Origin of the sequence: Herbaspirillum sp. VT-16-41 (assembly GCF_001994935.1) — a bacterium.
In the GTDB taxonomy this organism is placed as follows: domain Bacteria; phylum Pseudomonadota; class Gammaproteobacteria; order Burkholderiales; family Burkholderiaceae_D; genus Herbaspirillum; species Herbaspirillum frisingense.
Genome location: NZ_MUXB01000111.1, coordinates 88,222 through 109,607, shown reverse-complemented (window position 1 = coordinate 109,607; position 21,386 = coordinate 88,222). Strand labels below are relative to the sequence as shown.

Sequence of the window (21,386 nt, the reverse complement as noted above, 5' to 3'; positions counted from 1 at the left end):
CAAGCTCTTCCCTGAAGAAGCTTGCACGACGCCCTCCTCCCCGGCGGACCGGCAAGGCTTACTGCCATCTTCGGAACCTGCGCGACATGGCTGCCCTGGCGGAACAGCCCGGCCATCGCGGCTCAGGTGATGCGGTTCTTTCTGCTGACTATCGACTGACGGATTCGGACTGCGGGAATGTCGCTGTGCTGGTTGACAGGACTCCCCGTCAACAAAGCGTCACTCCCCAAATGGCGACGTGCATTGATGCCACGTCCTTATTGCTTTGCTTCTTTTTCCATTTTTTGTCTCTGCTTGTTTTTTTTGTTGAATCCTATATTTTTCATCGATAATATGTCAATAAATTATTTTTTAAAAAAAAACTAAATACCGATAATTTCTTCGCAGTGTTATTAGCAAAGCGCGTGCCAGAATTTGAAGTCGAGTGGGGACAAGGTAGAAAACACAGGCGCAGCAAGGGTTTCAGGCCTGTTCAGGATTTTCGGCGGGGGATCGGCCGGCTCAGCAAGCAGGACTTAATCGCACGTTTTGAGTGCACTATCTCAATAATTCATCAATAAACTGCACTAATAAAGTTAATTCAGAAAGGTTAGGCGTCCATGGAACAAGGTCAGAATTTGTTGGGGGAGCAGCGTTGGCAGTTTTGGATCGACCGCGGTGGCACCTTCACCGACATCGTCGCGCGCAAGCCGGATGGCACGCTGTTGACGCACAAGCTGCTGTCGGAAAATCCCGAGCAATACAAGGATGCGGCCGTGGCCGGCATCAAGCGTCTGCTGGGACTCAAACCCGGTGAGGCGATTTCGCCACAGGTGGTCGAAGCGGTGAAGATGGGTACCACTGTCGCCACCAATGCCCTGCTCGAACGCAAGGGCGATCCGACCGTGCTGTTGATCACCCGGGGCTTCCGCGATGCCTTGCGCATCGCCTACCAGAACCGCCCGCGCCTGTTCGATCGCCACATCGTCCTGCCTGAACTGCTGTTTGAAAAAGTCGTGGAAGTCGACGAGCGCCTGGGCGCCCACGGCGAAGTGATCACGCCACTGGACACCACTTCGGTGCGCCAGCAACTGGCGGCGTTGCACCAGGAGGGCTATCGCGCCGTGGCCATCGTGCTGATGCACGGCTATCGCTTCACCGAACACGAAAAGAAGCTGGCCGACATCGCCACCGAGCTGGGCTACACCCAGGTCTCGGTCTCCCATGAAGTGAGCCCCATGATGAAGCTGGTCTCGCGCGGCGACACCACCGTAGTCGATGCTTACCTCTCCCCCATCCTGCGCCGCTACGTGGACCAGGTCGCCAGCGAGATGGATGGCGTGCGCCTGCTCTTCATGCAGAGCAACGGCGGCCTGACCGACGCCCACCGCTTCCAGGGCAAGGACTCCATCCTCTCCGGCCCGGCCGGCGGCATCGTCGGCATGGTGCGTACCGCCGAGACCGCTGGCTTCAACAAGATCATCGGCTTCGACATGGGCGGCACCTCGACCGACGTGTCGCACTATGCCGGTGAATTCGAGCGCGAGTTCGAGACCCAAGTTGCCGGCGTGCGCATGCGCGCCCCGATGATGAGCATCCACACCGTGGCTGCCGGCGGTGGCTCCATCCTGCATTTCGACGGCACCCGTTATCGCGTCGGCCCGGACAGTGCCGGCGCCAACCCCGGCCCGACCAGCTATCGCCGTGGCGGCCAGCTGGCGGTCACCGACTGCAACGTCATGCTGGGCAAGATCCAGCCGGCCTACTTCCCCAAGGTCTTTGGCCCCGCTGCCGACGAAGCCCTGGATCGCGATGCCGTGGTCGCCAGGTTCAGCGAACTGGCCGAACAGATCTATCAACAGACCGGCAATCGCCGTACGCCGGAAGAAGTGGCCGAAGGCTTCATCGAGATCGCCGTCGGCAACATGGCCAACGCCATCAAGTTCATCTCGGTGCAGCGCGGTCACGACGTCACCGACTACACCCTCACCACCTTCGGCGGCGCCGGTGGCCAGCACGCCTGCCTGGTGGCCGATGCGCTGGGCATGACGCGCGTCTTCGCGCACCCCTTCGCCGGCGTGCTGTCGGCCTACGGCATGGGTCTGGCCGACCAGACCGCCATGCGCGAACAGGCCATGGAACTGCCCCTGTCCGCGCAGTCGCTGGGTCAACTCGATGCCGAACTCGGCAAGCTCTCCGAGGAGGCCAGGAACGACCTCCTCACCCAGGGCGTGGCAGCACAGCAGATCAACGTCATCCAGCGCGCCCACCTGCGCTATGACGGCACCGATTCGGTGATCGTGGTCAACTTCGGCGACCTGGCCGGCATGGTCGAGCAGTTCGAGTCCGCCTACAAGAAGCGCTATTCCTTCCTGATGCCGGAAAAGACCATGATCGTCGAGGCCATCTCGGTGGAAGCCATCGGCATCTCCACCGACCGCGAAGAAAAGCCCGAACACCTGCCCCCGCGCCAGGGACCGTTGACCGTCACCGAAACGGTGCGCCTGTTCTCCGGCGGCCAGTGGCACGACACCGCCCTGTACCGTCGCGAAGACATGCGCCCCGGTGACATCGTCCACGGCCCGGCCATCGTGGCCGAGAAGAACGCGACCAACATCGTCGAACCCGGCTGGCTGGCCGAAGTCACACCGCTGAACCATCTGATGATGCAGCGCTACCAGGCCCGCCCGCAACGCAAGGCCATCGGCACCGACGCCGACCCGGTCATGCTGGAGGTGTTCAACAATCTCTTCATGAGCATTGCCGAACAGATGGGCCTGCGCCTGCAGAACACTGCCTTCTCGGTCAACATCAAGGAACGCCTGGACTTCTCCTGCGCCCTCTTCGATGCCCAGGGCAACCTCATCGCCAATGCGCCGCACATCCCGGTGCACCTGGGTTCCATGGGCGAGAGCATCCGCACCATCATCCGAGAGAACGCCGGCAAGATGCGGCCGGGCGATGTGTTCATGCTCAACGATCCCTACCACGGCGGCACCCACCTGCCCGACATCACCGTGATCACGCCGGCCTTCGACAAGGATGGCCGCGAGATCCTGTTCTATGTCGGCTCGCGCGGCCACCACTCCGACATCGGCGGCATCACCCCCGGCTCCATGCCGGCCAACAGCACCGTGGTGGAGGAAGAAGGCATCCTCATCAACAACTTCCAGCTGGTACGCGGCGGCCGCTTCCTGGAACAGGAAACCGTGGCCCTGCTCGGCTCCGGCCCCTACCCGGCGCGCAACATCGCCCAGAACCTGGCCGACCTGCAAGCCCAGATCGCGGCCAACCAGAAGGGCGTGGAAGAACTGCTGAAGATGGTGGATCACTTCGGCCTGGACGTGGTGAAGGCCTATATGGATCACGTCCAGAACAACGCGGAAGAAGCGGTGCGGCGCGTCATCACCCTGTTGAAGGACGGCAGCTACGACTATCCGCTGGACAATGGCGCCGTGATCAAGGTCGCCATCCGCGTGAACCACGAGCAGCGTACCGCCGACATCGATTTCACCGGCACCTCGCCGCAGCTGAACAACAACTTCAACGCGCCCAGCGCCATCTGCATGGCCGCGGTGCTGTATGTCTTCCGCACGCTGGTGGATGACGAGATTCCGCTCAATGCCGGTTGCCTGAAGCCCCTGAACGTCATCATCCCGGAAGGCTCGATGCTCAATCCGCGCTATCCCGCAGCCGTGGTCTCGGGCAACGTGGAAACCTCCAGCTGCATCACCAATGCCCTGTACGGCGCACTTGGCGTGCTGGCGTCGGCACCGGGCACGATGAACAACTTCACCTTCGGCAACGGCCGTTACCAGTATTACGAAACCATTTCCGGTGGCTCGGGGGCCGGCAAGGGTTTCAACGGTACCGACGTGGTGCAGACCCACATGACCAATTCACGCCTGACCGATCCGGAAATCCTGGAATGGCGTTATCCGGTCCGTCTGGAGAGCTATGAGATCCGTGATGGCTCCGGTGGTGCAGGCGCCTGGCACGGCGGCAACGGCGGCATCCGCAAGATCCGCTTCCTGGAACCGATGACGGCATCGATCCTCTCCAACAACCGCATCGTGCCGCCTTTCGGTGCCGATGGTGGCGATCCTGGCAAATGCGGCCGCAACTATGTGATCCGTAACGATGGTCGGGAAGAGGATGTCGGCTTTGTCGCCAGCACCGAGATGCAGGCCGGCGAAGTGTTCGTCATCGAAACGCCGGGTGGCGGCGGTTATGGAAAGCCCGTCTGAGACTGCCCCGGGCGAGGAGAAGTAGAGAGTAGTGGGTTGTAAGCGCAGTAGCAGTACGGAGTAGTACCGAGCAGTACCGTGTAGTGCCGTAGCAAGTAGTACTTCTGGTGGTAGTGTGTCTCTTTGCGGCGTCCTCTTCGATATCGAAGGCGACGCCGCTTTTTTCTGAAGCGGCCGATACGTCGGGCTTCAGATTCGTTGCCCACCCTGCTTAGCTATTCTTGTGGCTTTGCTGGCCGGCCTTGACGTGTTGCTCGTGTGAGCCACCGCGCGACGAATCGCCTTGCTGCTGACCCGAACCGCTGCTGCTCTGGTTCTGCTGGTCATTCTTGTGGCTCTGCTGGCCAGCCTGCGAGTGCTGCTCGCTCGAACCGCCCCGCGTGCCACCGCCTTGCTGCTGTCCCGCCTGGTTGCTGCTCTGATTCTGTTGATCGTTCTTGTGACTCTGCTGACCGGCTTGCACATGCTGCTCTTGGGAACCGCCGCGGGTTCCGCCTTGATTCTGGTTCGACATGTCTTCGCTCCTGGTTTGATGCTGCGCTCATGCGCAGTAGGTGCATCATCGATCTGCGGCCTCTTCGCGCGTATCGGCCAATGGCTTCTGCTGGCGTAGGCGCCCGCTGTCGGAGACGTCATCGAAATCCGCAGGCTTGCCCCAGTGCTACCGGCCACTGCGCGGCAGGCGAATGGCAAACGTCGTGCCCTCGCCAGCCGATGAGCTCGCCGTGGCAGAGCCGCCGTGTGCGATCGCCACCTCCCGCACGATGTAGAGACCCAGCCCCATGCTGCCGGGCCGGTCCCCCTCCTTGCTGTTGGAGGCCACCAGACGCACCAATGGCTCGAAGATGGCCTGGAGCTGCTCTTCCGGAATCACAGGTCCGCGGTTATTGACGGAAACGACCACCTCCTCATCGCCGGCGTCGATCGCGATGAGGATGCGTTCAGCAGGCAGACCGTGTTGTATGGCGTTGCCAAGCAGATTGGACAAGGCCTGTGCAATACGGCCAGCGTCCCAATGACCGTCCAGCCTCCCCGAACTCTTCAATACGATGTCCCGGTCCGGGTGGGCGCTGCCGATTTCGTCGATCACGCGTCTTGCGATCTCGCCCATGTTGGCGGACTTCACGTCCAGCGGCAGGCCGGCTCCGAGGTGGGTCCTGGTATAGTCGAGCAGGTCGCTGACGAGCTTGCTCATGCGATGACCGCTGTTGTAGATGCGCGCGGCAATCTTGCGGTGCTGATCGTTGATATCGTCCGCCAGCAGCAATATCTGCGCCCCCTGGATGGTCGCACCCAGCGGATTGCGCAGATCGTGGCCCAGGATGGCCAGGAACAGATTGCGCGACTGTTCGAACAGTCTGGTGTAGCGTGCCAGCGATTCGGCCAGCGCCTGATCGATGGCCTCGTTGAAGCGTGTGATGTCGTCCACATTGGTTTCATACCCCTCCTTCCATTCCCGCGCCCAGAGCCGCAAAACACTGGAGCGCAGGGCACGGTATTCGGAAGCCAGCTGCTCCACATTGAAGCCCGACAAGAGCCTGGCGATAGCGTGGGTCTCGGCCGCGGTGTCATCGGCGGCGCGTGGCGCACGCCCTTCCGATTTGACGATGCCCTCGGCCTCGGTCTGAGTATTGTCCAGATCATCGGCAATGGCTCGCAGCATCACCGAGGCGTGGTTCCTCAGTGCTTTCGAATCCATGGTCAAGGCGGGCGTGGTGATCGTTCTGGCGAATTGCTCCCAGGCTTCCAGGATCAACTCCATGCGGGAGCGGATGAAGTCGGACAAGCGCAGCACAGGTCTGTTTGACATTTTTTTTTCTTCCTCCGGATCAGACTTCCAGTTGTTGGAGCTTTAGGAAAATGAGAACGAAAAAGCCAATGGATTGTTCCTGATGAGCGGAAAGATTCCCCGCAGAAACCAGGGATCACGCGTCAATGCCGCATGGTGGACAAACCGCTCCCCCATGCACCAGCTATCCGGACAGCCTGTTCCCTACAGGACGGCCTCAACGGTGGAGAGCAACAAGCTGAAGGCACAAGGCTTGGTGAGCAGGGCCGCAAAGTTTTCGCGTGCCTGCCAGGAGTTCTTCATCGGCGTGGCACTTAGCAGGACCACGGGAATCGCCGCGAATTGGGCCTCGGATTTAAGTTTGGTCGCCAGCTCCAACCCATCCATGACCGGCATGCGCAGGTCGGTAAGGACGACATCCACCCTCTGCTGTGGGTCGAGCAGCAGCTCATAGGCCTGTGCGCCGTTGGCAGCCTCCAGGACCTGATAGCCTTCGGTCCGTAGCACTTCGCAGAAAAGTGCGCGGACATCGGTGTTGTCTTCCACCACCAGAATGGTGCGGGCAATTTCCGTTCGTTGCATGGATGAGTCCGCTCTCTCGTACAGCGCCCGAGATGGGCGTCAATATCGATTATGAGGCGCCCTGATCGCCACCGGGATCAGGGAATCACTCAAAACTCGCAAAAAATCGCCTACGTCGACGTAGGAAAAATCGCACAAAGCGCGACCATGGCACGGCCTGCCGCGCACAAGGATCAGAAACGCCAGTTCGCAGAGACGGCCGCCGTCAGCTCTGCATCACCGCCGCGCCAGAGCGTGCTGGACAAGGATGCGTCGACCACCATGTCCTGCCGTACCCGGTAGGAGGCGCCGGCCTGCAGGTCCAGGCTGTCGCGCTGGATCACTTCACTGCTTGCCGCAAATGCGACGTCGGGATATCCCGCCAGGCGCGCTGTCTGCGTGGTCGTACGCGCCAGCATGTCGCGGCTCACGCCGGCACGCAGATTGGCACGGACCTGCCGCCCCGAGGCCAGCGACAGGTCGCTGCGCCATTCACCCCCCAGGCGTGCACGCATGGAACGGAAGGAATTGCTGTCCAGTTGCAGGCCCGGCCCGTCCGTATTGTTTTCCGTGATCGCAGGCCGCGACAGCACCGTATAGTCGAGACCGGCCAGCGGCCCGGCGCTGCTGCCCTCGCCGATGCGCCAGCGCCAGCCACCACCCAGCGTGGCGCTGGCGACGGTGCCAGTCCAGGTGCCACGCGGCGCGCTCTGATATCCGTTGAAACCGATCTTGCGGTCCAGGCGCCCGTCTTCCACGCCCACGCGGGCCTGGGCAAAGGCATGCGGTCCGGCCAGGGGATCGGCAGCATAGACCAGGTGTGCGCCTACATCCAGCGCCGAGGTCTCACCGGATGCCGGGGTGCGGCCATCGACCCGGGTCGACTGCCCACTGACCGCGCCATGCAGACCCACCGTCCAGCCATCCATGGCCAGGCCACTGCGCTCCACCCCCAGCACCACGCCATAGGTATTGCCGTTGGCGCCCACGGCATGCTCGGACCGGTCGCGCCAGTAGGCACTACCGAAAGGCATGGCGAACGCGGTCCAGTCGCTGCCCGCCGGCACCTGTCCGTCCAGCATCGTTACAGCCGGTGCGCGGGCGGCCACCAGATCACCGATGTGCCGCTCACGCAGCAAGGCGCCGGAGAACATTTCGCCATAGGCCACCGGCGACAGCTGCCGCAATGCCGGCGCGATGGCACTGCCGTCGGCCGCCGAAAAGTCCAGCGCGGCCACCAGCGAACGCAGGTCGCCACGGGCATTGCCCGCTGCCACGTCGAGCGAACGCGCGACCTGCAGCGTCACGTCATCGTTGGCGTAGCGCGAATAGGCTGCATCGCGGCGCTGCACCGAAACGGTATAGCTCAGGCCGCCCGCTGCGCTGACGTCAGCCACCAGGGTGGGCGAAGCCAGCAGGGCGCTGGCCGACGCAAACGCGCCGCTGACGCTGCCGGCCTGCAGCCATTGATCGCTGGTGAGCGCGAAACGGTTTGCGTACCAGCTGCGTTGCGGGGCGATGGTCAGGCTGCCATCCAGCGCCGCGTTGCCGCTGACGACCAGGGAACTGATGTTGCCACTGCCGTCCACGCTGGTCTGCAACCGGCCGTCGGCCCCCTGCGCGTAATTGCCGACCACCGTGATGTTGCTGCCCAGCGTGGGGGCCAGCGTGCCATGGTTGGTGAACAGGCCGGCGCTATTCAAGGTATAGCGGCTGCTGCCACCCAGCAGGGCGCCCTGGGCGATATTGACCTGGTAGATCTGGTGGTCGCCGGTCAGGAAGGTGGTGCCGCCCTCGAACGCCAGCGACAGATTGTCGATGCCCACGATATTGCCGTCATAGCGCAATGCGAAGCCAGGATCGGCCGAAGCGGTGGCGCGGCCATCGCCGTCCGGCAGGTAACCGAAGCTCAGGGTGGTCAGGCGTGGCGCACTACCGTCGAGCTCGGCATAGTCGGAACGGATATCGCCCTGCAGCGAAGCGCCGCGCATGACGTTGATCTGGCCCACATAGGCGTTGCTGGAGATATAGATGGCGGCACTGCGGCCGGCCAGGCGCCCGGTCAGGTCGAAGCGGCTGACCAGCGGGCCATCCAGCTCCGCCAGCAGGGAGCCGGTGGTCTGCGATCCCCGGTAGATGTAGGAGCCACGGTAGTCGCCGTCATTGCCCAGGATATTGTTGCCGAAGTCGAAACTCACTGCGATGCCGTCCTCGCCCAGGGCCTGCACGTCACCGCGCTGGGTGAAGGTGTGGTCCTTGCCATAGGTGAACATCACCCCGCGCCCATAGGCACCATCGGCATAGACCCGGGTACCGGGCAGGATGATGATATGGTTGCCGGCGCCGTCGATACGCATGCCCGCGCCACCTGCGCCAGCCGAGAGCAGGTCGGCGCGCTGGTAGATGGTATTGTTGCTGCCGTAGACATGCAGGCCCAGGCCCAGCGTGGCCAGGTTATAGGTATTGGGCAGGTAGGCGCTGCCTTCTGCATTGCGCTGGAAAAAACCGTCGTCGTTGAGGATCACCTGGCCGTCGGCGTAGACGGAACGCCCGAAGAAATTGCGACGGTCGATGTCATAGCCCAGGTCCTGCAGGATCGCCAGTTCGGCTTCCATGAAGGTGGTGTAGTTGCGGTAGCTCTGATGGCTCATCAGGCTGTTCTTGAGCTCCAGATGCGACATGAATGGCGGATCGGAATCGGTCTCGGTACCGGTGCTGAGCGGTATGCCGCGCATCCCGGAGCCGGCCAGCACCTGCGCCACATTCGGACCGATGAAATACCCCGAGTTCTTGCTGACGTCGAACACATCGGCACCGCTCACCTTGCTGCATGTCATGCACCAGATCACCTGGCCGGGCTGGGCCGCCTTGCCGTTGTCGTCGCGCAGGTGGGAGGTCCACTGGCTGATCTTGTCGCTGAAGTTATACACGGAAGGGCCGGAGGACTGCTCGGTTTCTTTGACATTAGAGCCGATCCCCAGTGCATGTCCGATCTCGTGAAAAGCGACCGCCGGCAGATCCCAGCCTGTGACATTGCGCGGCAGTTGGGAAGGAATGTAGTCGTTGGTACTCACCGGCAGGTTGCCAATACCCACGAAGCCATGCGCACCCAGTGTCAACTTGCCAGCCTGCAGATTCTGCAGCGCCGCCTGCACCTGGGTCGGCGCGATGCGCAGGCCAGGCACCAACGGACTGTCGGCATGGGCGTTGTCGTCGCCATCCTCGCTACCGATATTGATCACCGCCGGGGACGTACCGGGGATCACCTTGATATAGTTGGCCCACTGTCGAAGCCCCGCCAGGGTCTGCTGCTTGAACATGTCCGAGAGCGCAAACGGCGAGGATTGGAACGTGTCCCCCTCTTTCTGGAAGTCACCGTCAGCAGGCCCGTAGAAGCGGGCCTCGAAGATCGGCACCTGATTGCGGTCCAGGATCGTGTGTGATTCATAGGTCTGCGCCTGTGTCTGCGCGCAGGCCAACATCGCCGCTGCGGCGACGGCCTTCAATACCAAGCCCTTCATGCTACCCCCCTGATGGCGCCGGCCGTTCCGGCCTCTGGCGCGTTTCTTAACGTTTTACGTGTTTTTGTAAAGGCGCCACCGTACAACAGCCAGAGAAGGGGCAAAGCCGGCAAATAGGACGGTTTTCCACCCCTGATTGCGCAGATCACCACCAGCCTTGCCTGCAGCCCGATCTATGGGCTGCAGGCAATTACTGCTGAGCATCATTTTTGCGACAGTGGCGATGAATGGCCAGCGGTCACGACTTCGCTTGCTTCCTTGTTACGTCGTTTTTACGTCCCGTGGACGTCGCTGTTACGCGTCTGTCACAGGTCTGTCATGCCGCGGTCATGTGCCTGTCACATGCCTGTCCCGGCAGGCGGGAACACGCTTCCAGCCAGACGAAAAGCGTTCTCATTGGCGCGCAACTTGCTTAGTGTCAATGGGGGTTTCAACGGGTAGTTCACAAGATCATGCATGACAATAAACAGACTGAAGAATTTTTGCGGCATATGCCTGCGGTCGTCGACTGCGAACGTTCGCTCAGGGAGCTCAGCGTTGCCTGGCGCCTGATCGAGTCGACTGCCAAGATGGTATGTCCCACCGAAGCCAAGAGCATCCTGCCCACCATCAAGGTGACGCGCGAGGGCTTCAACCAGTTGGAAAAGAGGCTCATCGCCAATCTGGTGCAACAGAACGTATCGAAAGTGGTGCAGGAGTTCGAATTCAAGGCCCGGGTCATCATCGACATCGTGGTCCGCAACCTGTTCGAGCGCACGGCCGATGTTGGCTTCCTGGCCATGGACGAGGCCATCCGCCAGTTCATCCTGGCCGGGCCGGACGGCGAGCGCCACCAGATCGTGGCGCGACTCAATGCCTACCGGCAAAAGTACACGGTCTATGACGAGATCTTCATTCTCGATCCACAGGGACAGGTGCTGGCCAATCTCGACCCTGCCAATACCGTCACGCAATCCCGCGACCCGCTGGTAGCGCGCACCCTGGCCGCCAACGGTTATCTGGAGACCTTTGCCGTCACCGATCTGCGCGGCGGAAGCGAACGCTCCCTGATCTACTCCCACAAGATCGTCAACCCCGAGGATGGCAAGACCATCGGCGTGCTGTGCCTGTGCTTCCCGGTGGCGGTGGAGATGGACGACGTCTTCGGCGGACTGCGCAAGCCCAACGACCGCAGCGTCATGCTCATGCTGGACCAGGACGGACGCGTCATCGCCAGCAGCGATGTCGAACATGTGCCGGTCGGCCGCACCGTGCCGCTGGCGCTGGAAGGCCCCTACCAGTTGGTGACCCATGCCGGGCGCGACTACCTGGCGCGTACCTGCGCCGCGCGCAACTACCAGGGCTACAGTGGCCCCGGCTGGTACGGCCACGTGATGGTGGCCTGCGATGTGGCCTTCCGTCAGCCTGGCCAGGACATGCTCTCGCAATACGACGCGGACCTGCTGGCCGGCGTGATGTCACACGCCCGCTCCTTCTGCCCGCCCCTGCATGACGTCACGCTGCTGGCCGACTCCATCAACCACTCGCTGCGGCGCGTGGTGTGGAACGGCAAGATCATGGCCTCGGGCGACGCTGGCGACCTGCTGCGGCTCAAGGCCATCCTGCAGGAAATCAGCCAGACCGGTGACGAGACCAACGAGGTCTTCCGCGAATCCATCCTCGACCTGTATGCCACGGCGCTGTCGTCGAGCCTGCAGGACCTGCAGTACATCTCGCGCCTGATGGTCGACATCATGGACCGCAATCTCTACGAACGCGCCAACGATTGCCGCTGGTGGGCACTGACCCCGCGCCTGCGCCAGCTGCTGGCCCAGGAAACGCGGCGGCCCGCCGAACTGGCCGAGCTCCAGAAAATCCTGGCCTCCATCAATGCGCTCTACACCGTCTACACCAGGCTGGTGGTATTCGACAGCCACGGCCACATCGTCGCGATGAGCAAGCCCCTGGCCGAAGACAGCGAGGGCAGCAATCCCGGCGCCTCCGGCGGCAGCCTGCGGGTGGACGAACAACTGCTGCGCAATACCATGCGCCTGAGCGATCCGGGCCAATACTGCGTGTCGCCCTTCGAAGCGACGGCACTCTACGATGGTGCGGCCACCTATCTCTACAGCGCGGCCATCTTCCACCCCGAGCGCAGCGGTCCGCCGGTCGGCGGCATCGCCATCGTGTTCGATGCCACGCCCGAGTTCGCCAACATGCTGGGCTCTGCCCTGCCCGAGCAGCAAGGCGCCTTCGCCGCCTATACCGACCGCCAGGGACAGGTCATTTCCAGCACCCACCCGGGTTACCCGCCCGGCAGCGTGCTGCCGCTAGGCGCGGCCACCAGCAGCAGCGCCAACGGCAGCAGCGCAGCTGAAATCCGCATCCATGACGGCCACTACATGGTGGTCGGCCACACCACCTCATTCGGCTATCGCGAGTACAAGAACAGCGACGATTACGTCAACGACGTGATTGCCATGGTCTTCACGCCCATCGGCCAACAGAGCGGCGCCGTGCGTGCGCTCGACGGCGCCGATATCGAAGTCGCCAGCAGCGGCGGCAAGCTGCGCGAATTCGCCACCGTCACCATCGACGGCGCTGTCTTCGCACTGCCGGCCGGCAACGTGATCGAAGCCATCGAAGCCTCGCGCATGCTTTCCACCTCCACCTTCAAACCGGTGCTGGCGGGTGCGCTGGACTATCACGAAGGAGGCGCGGCCAAATCGGTGTTCGTACCGGTGGTGGATATGCGCCAGCTGTTGCTGTCGACCGCATCGACCACCGCCGACAGCCGCGAGATCGTCATCGTGCGCCATGCCGGACGCCTGGTCGGACTGCTGGTCGATGGTCTGCATGACGTACTGGAATTCGGCGAAAGCCACATCGATGCGCCGCTGATCATGTTCGGCGGTGGCGTCAATTACATCGGCAACCTGATCCGGACCGCCAAGCCTGGCGACACCATCCAGGTGGTGGATGTGGAACGCATCGTCATGAATTTCTTCGGTCCGAGCAAGGAGGCCTACCTGGCCGCATCCTGAGGCGGGGGTGACGGACAGCCGCCCTCGCTTGCCCGCCCTCAGCCGTCACCGCCGGACAGACCCGCGGCATTCCTGACGGCTGTCATCTGCGCCAGGATGGAGACGGCGATTTCAGCCGGCCTGTGACTATCGATAGGCAGACCGATCGGCGCATGCAGCCGCGCAATCTGCGCCGCGCCGAGATCGAACAAGGCCAGCCGCTCGCGACGGCGCTGGCTGCTGGCACGCGAACCCAGGGCGCCGACATAGAAGGCCGAAGAAGTCAGCGCCTCCAGCAGGGCCATGTCATCTAGCTTGGGATCGTGGGTCAGTGCCACGATGGCGGTGTGGGAATCCGGCTTCATCTCCAGCACCACATCATCGGGCATGCCGGCGACCAGCCGGGTACCGGCGATATGCCAGCCCGCCGCATACTCCTCGCGCGGATCGCAGACCAGGACCTCGTAGTCGAGCATCATCGCCATCCTGGCCAGCGCCTGTGACAGCTGTCCGGCGCCGATGATCAAGAGGCGCCAGCGCGGCCCGTAGCATACGGTGAAGTCAGGCTGCGCCAGCACTGGCCCGGGCAAGGCACCGTCGGCATGGCCCAGCCGCGTGCAGCGGGACAGGCCGCTGGCCAGATCGAGCCGGCGCCGGATGCGCCCCTGCGCGGCGGTGACCTCCAGCACGTCGTCGAGCCAGCCGGAGCCCGGCAGCGATTCGCGTACCAGGACCAGGGTTCCTCCACAGGGCAAGCCAAACCGTGCGGCCTGCTCCCGCGTGGTGCCATATTCCAGAACGGTGGGGCGCACAGACGTCGCGCCCTCCTGACGCACGCGCTCGATGAGGTCATCCTCGACGCATCCGCCGGAGACCGATCCGACCACGCGACCATCGTCCCGGATGGCCAGCATCGCCCCGGGACTGCGGGGCGCGCTGCCCCAGGTGCGCGCCACCGTGAACAGGTGTACCTGGTGTCCTTGCCGCCGCCAGTCGCAGGCCGTGCGCAAGACCTCCAGATCCAGGCTTTCCATGTCTGCCCGCCCTGCCTCAGACCGCGGCCAGACGAAATACGCCCATCGACAGCTTCACCGCCCCGGCCTGCTCCACCAGCGACGCCGACGAGGCCGCAGCCTGCTCCACCAACGCCGCATTCTGCTGGGTAATGCGATCCAGCGAAGACAATGCCGCCGCCACCTGCTGCACGCCCTCGCGCTGCTCGATGCTGGCGCGGGAGATCTCGTCGATCAGGCCGCTCACGCCACCGATGGATGAGACCACCTCCGTGATGGTGGTCGCCGAGGTCTTCACCTGCGCCTGTCCCTGGCTCACGCTGCGTAGCGATGCGGTGATCAGCTCGGCGATTTCGCGTGCTGCCGTAGTGCTGCGCTGGGCCAGCGTACGCACCTCGCTGGCCACCACGGCGAAGCCGCGTCCGTTCTCGCCGGCACGGGCTGCCTCCACTGCGGCATTGAGCGCCAGGATATTGGTCTGGAAGGCGATGGCCTCGACCACCTTGACGATCTGTCCGATCTGCGCGGCATCCTCGGCCATCGCCTGCATGGTCTGAACGATGCGATCGAAGGCCTGCCCACCGCGTTGCGCCACATCCGCAGCTGCCATCGCATTGGCCGCCGCAGAGACGGCGTGATCGGCATTGTTCTGGATGGTGGCGGCCAGTTCCTCCATGCTGGAGGCAATCTCCTGCAGCGACGATGCCTGGCTCTCGGTGCGCTGGGACAGGTCCATGTTGCCGGCCGCGATGTCCGAACAGGCCCGCGTCACGCCATGCACATCACGACCGACTTCGCCGATCAGGCTGACCAGGCTGCTCCTCATCAGCAGAAGCGCCCGTACCAGATCGGCGGCATGTGGCTGGGCGGTCTGATCAAGGGGCGCATCGAGATCACCGGCAGCCATCCGATATGCAAAGTCGGTGGCCTGCTCCAGCGGCTGCATCAACTGTCGTCGCTGCCAGAGACTGCCCAGCACCAGCATGGCCAACGCCACCGCCAGCATGACCAGTGCCGGCACCCGGCTTGCTGCAGACCACAGCAGGCCGGCTGCCAGTGCGCTCGCCAACGGCAAGGCCTGCCACAGCACGATCCGCTTGAGCAACCCCGGTCGCCACAGCCGCTGCACCATCCCCGGCAGACCGGTGCGCAGGAACTGGCCACCGCGCACGGTCCAGCCACAGGCGCGCCGCTCCTTGAAGCGGCGCAACATGGCAGCGGCGAAACTGACCTGCTCCGCTGGCGCATGGGTGCGCACCGAGGTCGATCCGATCACGCGCCCGCCTTCCCGCACCAGCGAGACATTGGTCATGGCCCAGATGCGCTGCCCATCGCTGCCCCGGATGCAGGTCAGTCCGGCCCACCGGCGTCCCTGCTCGATCGTGGTACGGCGCATGTCCTTGACGGCTTCGGTCGGCACGTCGGGATCGATCAGGCGCGTGTAGGGCATGCCCACCAACTCCTGCATGGGAATGCCCACCTCGTCGGCGAACGCCTGGTTGGCATAGGTAATGATGCCCTCCGAGCTGGTCCGGCTGATCAGATACTGTCCCGGCCGCAGTGCGCGACCATCTTGCTGCTGGCTCACCATCCCCCTCCTCAGCACCGTCCGGCCAACCCTCCGGCGGCGATAGTTTCCCGCGATTAATAACGAACATCATTCTGTTATTTTGCATCCTTCGATGTCAAGAAGAATTCCGCTATCGACATCATCATCAGGTGGTGCAGCAGCGCTTCGAACTATCCGCGTCACGGCATCGGCAACGCAGCGTCGTACACGAACAACGACGGCGCGCAGAGGTGTGCGATAGCGAGCATTTCCTCACATCGCTCCACAATCCACTACGCATATGGCTTCCATGAGCATGAAGAATAAAAAACGCACCAAAAACGCGAATATGGACAGCTGAACTTCTTTTTTAAGTGCATGTGACGGGACGGCTGCACCATTTGTTTCCCCAGCCATCCTGCCCTGCCTTCCCCGGCAAGGACGCGTGACAAAAAAACTTTCCCCTCACACGACAATAACGATTGACATTCATTTTATTGAGATTAAATAATGTCATTCATTATTTGACGCACATCAAAGCAGGCGCCGCGCCGCCCACTCGTTCAGATCCATTGCAGTCCGATTCATCCGTAGCGCCACCGCCAGCGGTGGTTTTCAACGCTGTCTTGATTGTTCAACCTGAAGGGGAAATAAAAGTGAAGAAACGTCTGTTAGCCGCCGTCTCCGCCGGCCTGTGCCTGGGGGGGCTGGGTACCGAAGCGATGGCCCAGAGCAGTGTCACCATCTACGGCATCATCGATACCGGGGTCGAATATCTCAATCACACCAATGCCGCCGGCCAGGGCAAGCTGCGTACGCTGCCGCTGACCGGACTGCTGCCCTCGCGCATCGGCTTCAAAGGGGTCGAGGACCTGGGTGGTGGCATGCGCGCCTTCTTCAATCTGGAAAGCGGCTTCGTGCCGACCACCGGCGGCATGGGCCAGGGCAACCGCCTGTTCGGACGACAATCCAATGTCGGCCTGATGGACCCGACCTGGGGTACCTTCACGCTGGGTCGCCAGTACAACATGACGGCCATCTCGCTGATCGCCGCCGACATCATGGGGCCGGCCAACCACGGCCTGTCCAACATGGACTCCTACCTGCCCAACACGCGCAGCGACAATGCGCTGGGCTACATGAACAAGATCGGCAACACCACCGTGGGCGCCACCTATAGCTTCGGTCGCGACACCTCCACGGCGGGCGGGCCTGCGGCCACCAATTGCGCTGGCGAGAACGCCGCCGATGCGCAAGCCTGTCGCCAGTGGACGGCGTTGATCAAGTACGACACTGCCACTTGGGGCGTGGCCACCGCCTACGACACCCTGCGCGGCGGCGCCGGGGCGGGCAACCTGCTCACCAGCAGCAACTACAAGGACAACCGCGCCTCGTTCAATGGCTGGTTCAAGGTCGGCGATCTGAAGATCGGTGGTGGCCTGATTGCCCGCCACCTGCAACGTGCGGTCGATATCAACTACAACCTCTGGTATCTCGGCGCCAGCTACGCGCTCACGCCACAGTGGCAGGTCGAAGGCCAGGTGGCCCATCTGGATACCCGCAACTCACCCGACGACAGCACGCTGGGAACGGCACGGGCGATCTACTTCCTGTCCAAGCGCACCAGCCTCTACGCGTCGTATGCGTACATCAAGAATCGCGGCAACGCCGCCATTGCCGTCAGCTCCGGCAGCACGGTCGGTGTCGGCCAGAACCAGTCCAGCGTGATGGCCGGCATCCGGCATACCTTCTGAAGCAGCTTTACTCCTGAGGATCCCTTTGTAGGACTTGGCGGAACGCATCGAGGCGTTCCGTTTTTTTTGGGCGTCCCGGAGGGGCCGGAGAGGGACGAAAAAAAGGCGCCGTCGCGACGGCGCCTGCTCTTCCATCTGGCCAGCCTCAGAAGGGAGGCAGTCTTGCCTCGCCCTGACGCATCTCGGGATGATGCAGTACGTCCAGCACATGTGCCGGTGTAAACGGCTGCTGCCATACACCCTGCCCAAGGGGACGCAAGGCGTCGTTGACGGCGCACCAGATGGCGCCAATGGCTCCCACCGTCCCGGCCTCGCCCACCCCCTTGGCACCGAGACTGGTTTCGCGCTCGGGCGTGGTCACATGGCCCACATGGATCTGGGGCATCTCTGAGGCCATCGGAATCAGATAGTCCGCCAGCGAGGCATTGCTCATCTGCCCGTTCTCGGAATAGATGCACTGCTCGAACAGGGCCGCGCCTATCCCCTGCACCACGCCACCTCGGATCTGCTCATCGGTCAGCAGAGGGTTGACGATACGCCCGCAGTCTTCCACCACCCATACGTCCAGCACGCGGATCATGCCGGTCTCGATATCGACCTCGACCTGCGCCGCCTGCACGCCATTGGCGGCGAAGTAGGGCTTGCCGGTCGGCGCATAGCTGCGCTCCACCGTCAGTTCCGGGATGACGTCCAGCTTGATGGCGGTCGAATCGTAATGCGCCTTGAGCGCCACCTCCGCCAGGCTCATCAAGGCCTCGCCGTCACGCCCGATGATCATGCCATCGACGATATCGAGTCCGTCCTGCGATTGCTCGCCAAGGGCCGCTGCGATCGCCAGGATATTGGCGCGCAGCTGCGCTGCGGCCAGCAGGGCAGCTTCCCCGGCCAGGGAAATGCCGCGCGAGGCCCAGGCACCGCCCCCCAGTGGATCGCGGGAGGTGTCGCCGGCCGCCACCGCCACCGTCTCCAGCGGGCTACCCATGGCCTGGGCCACGATCTGGGTCAGGCCAGTGCGCGTGCCCTGCCCCTGGTCGGTCGCGCTCGTGCGGCACTGGATGTGACCGGAGGGCAGCAGGCTCAGGCGCACTCCCTCCTTGCCGGCCACCCTGACCTGATTGGGTCCATAAAGGCCCGCGCCCACGCCGGTCAGCTCGACGAAGGTGCACAAGCCGATGCCACGATAGACGCCGCGCTGGCGCAGCGCATCCTGCGTGGCACGCAACTGGCGGTAATCCATGTTCTCCAGCAACTGATCCATGCAGGCGTCCAGTGACAGCGGGCCCAGTGGGATGCCGCCGGCAGCAGGCAGCATCGGCGCCTCGGCCGGACGCGCCGGCAGATGATTGCGGCGGCGCATGGTGACCGGATCCATGCCGATGGCCGCCGCCGCGTCATCGATCAGTTGTTCGATGACGGCGCAGGCGATAGGCTGGCCCACGGCACGATAGGCACCGGTCGGTACCTTGTTGACGAAGGCCCCGCGCACCCGCCCGCGGAAGGCGTCGATGCGGTAGGCCGAGCCGCACAGGTCGAGCGCCTGCAAGGCTTCGCCGATACTGGAACGCGGGTAGGCGGACACCGCCCCGAAGCAGAACAGCAGATCCACGTCCAGCCCCAGCAGGTGTCCTTCGGCATCCACCGCCAGTTGCGCCTCGACGCTGGCGTCCCGGGCGTGGACATCGGAGACGAAGGATTCCAGGCGGTCCGCCTGGAATTTGACGGGGCGGCCCAGCAGCATCGCAATGGCGACCACCGCAATCTCGTCGGCATAGGCGTGCAGCTTGATGCCGAAAGCGCCCCCCACGTCGGGGCTGGCGACCCTGACCCGCTCCAGTGGCAGGCCCAGCAGACTGGCGTAGATCTCCTGCATCTGGAAGGGCGCCTGATGGGATTGCTGGATGTCCAGCTCGCCGGTGCGCCGGTCAAAGCTGGCCAGGATGCCACGTGGCTCTAGCGGCACACCGGTCTGGCGACCGAAGCTGAAACGGCGTCGTACCACCTGGGCAGCGCCGGCAAATGCGGCGGCCACATCACCCTTGCCGATCTTGCGCTCCAGCGCCAGGTTGTGCTCGATGGCCGGGTGGCAGGGTGGACAGCCGGGTTCCAGTGCGGCGCTCGGGTCCACCACGGGCTCGCCCTCCTCCCAGTCGATCTCGATCAGTTCGAGCGCGTCCTCGGCCTGCGCGCGCGTAGCGGCCACCACCGCCGCCACCGCTTCGCCCTGCCAGAACACTTCATCGATGGCCAGCGGATTCTGCGGTGCCGAGACATGCTCCGGCCACATGGCAAAGCGGGTGGTCCAGCCAGCGCAGACGGTGGCCAGGTCGGCGCCGGTGACGACCGCACTCACCCCGGGCATGGCCGCAGCGGCGTCGACATTGATCGCGTGCATACGCGCACGCGCGAACGGACTGCGATAGAACACCACATGCTGCATATCGGCCAGCACCAGGTCGTCGAGATAGCGTCCGCGTCCGGCCACGAAACGCTCGGCATCCGCGCGGGCGACGCTACGGCCGATCAGGCCAGCGGCCGCGGTCTGGGCGGCGGCGCTCATGCATCCTCCCCGGCGGCCATTTCGATGGCATCGACGATGGCCTGGTAACCGGTGCAACGGCAGTAATTGCCCGAGATGGCATCGCGGATCTCCAGGCGGCTGGGGCAGGCCTTGGCCTGCAGCAGTTCGTTGGCCGTCATCAGCATGCCCGGCGTACAGAATCCGCATTGCATGGCATTGCGCGTCACAAAGGCGCGTTGCAGGGCGGCGATCTCGCCGCTTTCGGCCAGCCCCTCCAGGGTCTCCACGCTCAGGCCGTCGACCTGCACCGCCAGCATCAGGCAACCGCGCACCACCGCGCCATCGACGCGCACATTGCAGGCACCGCAGACGCCGACCTCGCAGCCGACGTGGGCGGCCGTCAATCCCATGTCCTGGCGCAGGAAGTCCACCAGGTTGCGGCGCACCGGCACCAGGCAATTGACGTCCTTGCCATTGAGGGTGAATTGGATGTTGGCGTGTTCCACGCAACGGACGGACAGGTCATCCATGGCTGGCTCCGTAAGGAATGGTTGAATCGGCCGGCGCGCCGAAGGTCGCCGCCAGCACGCGACGTATCAGGGCGGCCGCCTGCAGGCGCTTGACCTCGGGGCTGCCGAAGTGGTTGTGATCGGGATTGAGCTCGGCCACGGCAGCCCTGGCGATCTCCTCGCCCAGCGCAACGGACCACGCCTGCCCCTGCGCCAGTGCAGCGGCCGCGGTGGACAGGATGGGCATGGGATCGGTGCCGAAGGTGGTCAACCGCAGGTCGCTGATGATGCCCCCGGCATAGCTGGCCCGCAGCGCGACGCCGACCATCGCGAAGTCCCCATGGCGGCGCGCCAGCTCGTCGAAGCCGAAGACCTCCTGCGGCTGGCAGGCCGGATAGAGTGCTTCGATCAGGATTTCGTCATCCTGGCGGGCCGTCTCGTACAGACCGAAGAAATAATCTACTGCCGGCACCTCGCGCACGCCGCCGTCACGGCTCTGCAGCACCAGCAAGGCATCCAGGGTGATGGCGCAGGCCGGCATCTCCGCCGACGGATCGGCCAGCGCCAGACTGCCGCAGGTGGTACCGCGGTTGCGCACCGCCGGATGGGCCACATGGCGCATGGCCATGTGCAGCAAGGGCAGATGTTGTTCCACCAGCGGTGAGCTGGCGGTCTCGGCATGACGCACCAGGGCACCGATGCGCACATGGCTGGCATCCTCGGCCAGCACGATGCCCTTGAGCGCCTCGATGCGATTGATGTCGATGAGCAGGCTCGGCGCCGACAGGCGCAGATTGAGGGTGGCGAACATGCTCTGGCCGCCGGCCAGGATGCGCGCATCGCTGCCGTGTTCAGCCAGCAGCGCGCACGCCTCCTCCAGCGAACTCGGGCGGGCGTATTGGAAACCTGATGCCTTCATGCAATATCCGATAAGTTGTGACAGG

General features: G+C 63.6%; 13 protein-coding genes. 4 read left to right on the top strand and 9 right to left on the bottom strand.

Going from position 1 to position 21,386, the window contains the following annotated elements; translation table 11 throughout:
• Positions 1-86 precede the first annotated feature (86 nt).
• Both BTM36_RS28755 and BTM36_RS15115 read left to right on the top strand, forming a co-directional pair.
• Positions 87-332 (top strand): hypothetical protein, encoded by a 246-nt coding sequence (locus tag BTM36_RS28755; protein WP_139347165.1) that lies wholly within the window; start codon positions 87-89, stop codon positions 330-332.
• 267 nt (positions 333-599) lie between these two features.
• Positions 600-4,226 carry a hydantoinase B/oxoprolinase family protein gene (locus BTM36_RS15115; RefSeq protein ID WP_077236949.1) on the top strand — a complete coding sequence of 1,209 codons (3,627 nt, stop codon included), beginning with the start codon at positions 600-602 and terminating at the stop codon, positions 4,224-4,226.
• A gap of 211 nt (positions 4,227-4,437) precedes the next feature.
• On the opposite strand, the gene BTM36_RS15110 is transcribed toward BTM36_RS15115, so the two are convergent.
• The 4 genes from BTM36_RS15110 to BTM36_RS15095 form a co-directional block, all read right to left on the bottom strand.
• Entirely contained in the window at positions 4,438-4,740 is a 303-nt protein-coding gene (locus BTM36_RS15110; RefSeq protein WP_077236948.1) for a hypothetical protein, read from the bottom strand.
• 147 nt (positions 4,741-4,887) lie between these two features.
• The gene (locus BTM36_RS15105; RefSeq protein ID WP_168189790.1) at positions 4,888-6,036 is read right to left on the bottom strand and encodes a sensor histidine kinase; all 1,149 of its coding nucleotides are present in this window, start codon (positions 6,034-6,036) and stop codon (positions 4,888-4,890) included.
• A 183-nt stretch (positions 6,037-6,219) separates the two neighbouring features.
• On the bottom strand, positions 6,220-6,597 hold the full coding sequence (locus BTM36_RS15100; RefSeq protein WP_077236946.1) for a response regulator: 378 nt from the start codon (positions 6,595-6,597) through the stop codon (positions 6,220-6,222).
• Positions 6,598-6,770: 173 nt separating this feature from the next.
• Positions 6,771-10,097 (bottom strand): autotransporter domain-containing protein, encoded by a 3,327-nt coding sequence (locus tag BTM36_RS15095; RefSeq protein WP_077236945.1) that lies wholly within the window; start codon positions 10,095-10,097, stop codon positions 6,771-6,773.
• Between the two features lie 491 nt (positions 10,098-10,588).
• Here BTM36_RS15095 and BTM36_RS15090 point away from each other — a divergent pair, with 491 nt between their 5' ends.
• Positions 10,589-13,120: a chemotaxis protein CheW gene (locus BTM36_RS15090; protein ID WP_077236944.1), complete on the top strand. Its 2,532-nt coding sequence runs from the start codon at positions 10,589-10,591 to the stop codon at positions 13,118-13,120.
• A 38-nt stretch (positions 13,121-13,158) separates the two neighbouring features.
• Here the strand turns inward: BTM36_RS15090 and BTM36_RS15085 are convergent, their stop codons facing one another.
• The gene (locus tag BTM36_RS15085) at positions 13,159-14,133 is read right to left on the bottom strand and encodes an XdhC family protein (protein WP_077236943.1); all 975 of its coding nucleotides are present in this window, start codon (positions 14,131-14,133) and stop codon (positions 13,159-13,161) included.
• Positions 14,134-14,149: 16 nt separating this feature from the next.
• Positions 14,150-15,700: a methyl-accepting chemotaxis protein gene (locus tag BTM36_RS15080; protein WP_168189789.1), complete on the bottom strand. Its 1,551-nt coding sequence runs from the start codon at positions 15,698-15,700 to the stop codon at positions 14,150-14,152.
• A 617-nt stretch (positions 15,701-16,317) separates the two neighbouring features.
• Between BTM36_RS15080 and BTM36_RS15075 the strand changes: the two genes are divergently transcribed.
• On the top strand, positions 16,318-17,415 hold the full coding sequence (locus BTM36_RS15075) for a porin (RefSeq protein ID WP_077236941.1): 1,098 nt from the start codon (positions 16,318-16,320) through the stop codon (positions 17,413-17,415).
• A 145-nt stretch (positions 17,416-17,560) separates the two neighbouring features.
• Here the strand turns inward: BTM36_RS15075 and BTM36_RS15070 are convergent, their stop codons facing one another.
• From BTM36_RS15070 to BTM36_RS15060, 3 genes are read right to left on the bottom strand one after another with little or no spacing between them, the layout of a single operon-like run.
• Positions 17,561-19,972, bottom strand: coding sequence for a xanthine dehydrogenase family protein molybdopterin-binding subunit (locus BTM36_RS15070; RefSeq protein WP_077236940.1), 2,412 nt, complete (start codon positions 19,970-19,972; stop codon positions 17,561-17,563).
• Positions 19,969-20,463 (bottom strand): (2Fe-2S)-binding protein, encoded by a 495-nt coding sequence (locus BTM36_RS15065; protein ID WP_006461857.1) that lies wholly within the window; start codon positions 20,461-20,463, stop codon positions 19,969-19,971. The genes BTM36_RS15070 and BTM36_RS15065 overlap by 4 nt, the downstream gene beginning before the upstream one ends.
• Entirely contained in the window at positions 20,456-21,361 is a 906-nt protein-coding gene (locus tag BTM36_RS15060; protein WP_077236939.1) for a xanthine dehydrogenase family protein subunit M, read from the bottom strand. The genes BTM36_RS15065 and BTM36_RS15060 overlap by 8 nt, the downstream gene beginning before the upstream one ends.
• Between the last annotated feature and the right edge of the window lie 25 nt (positions 21,362-21,386).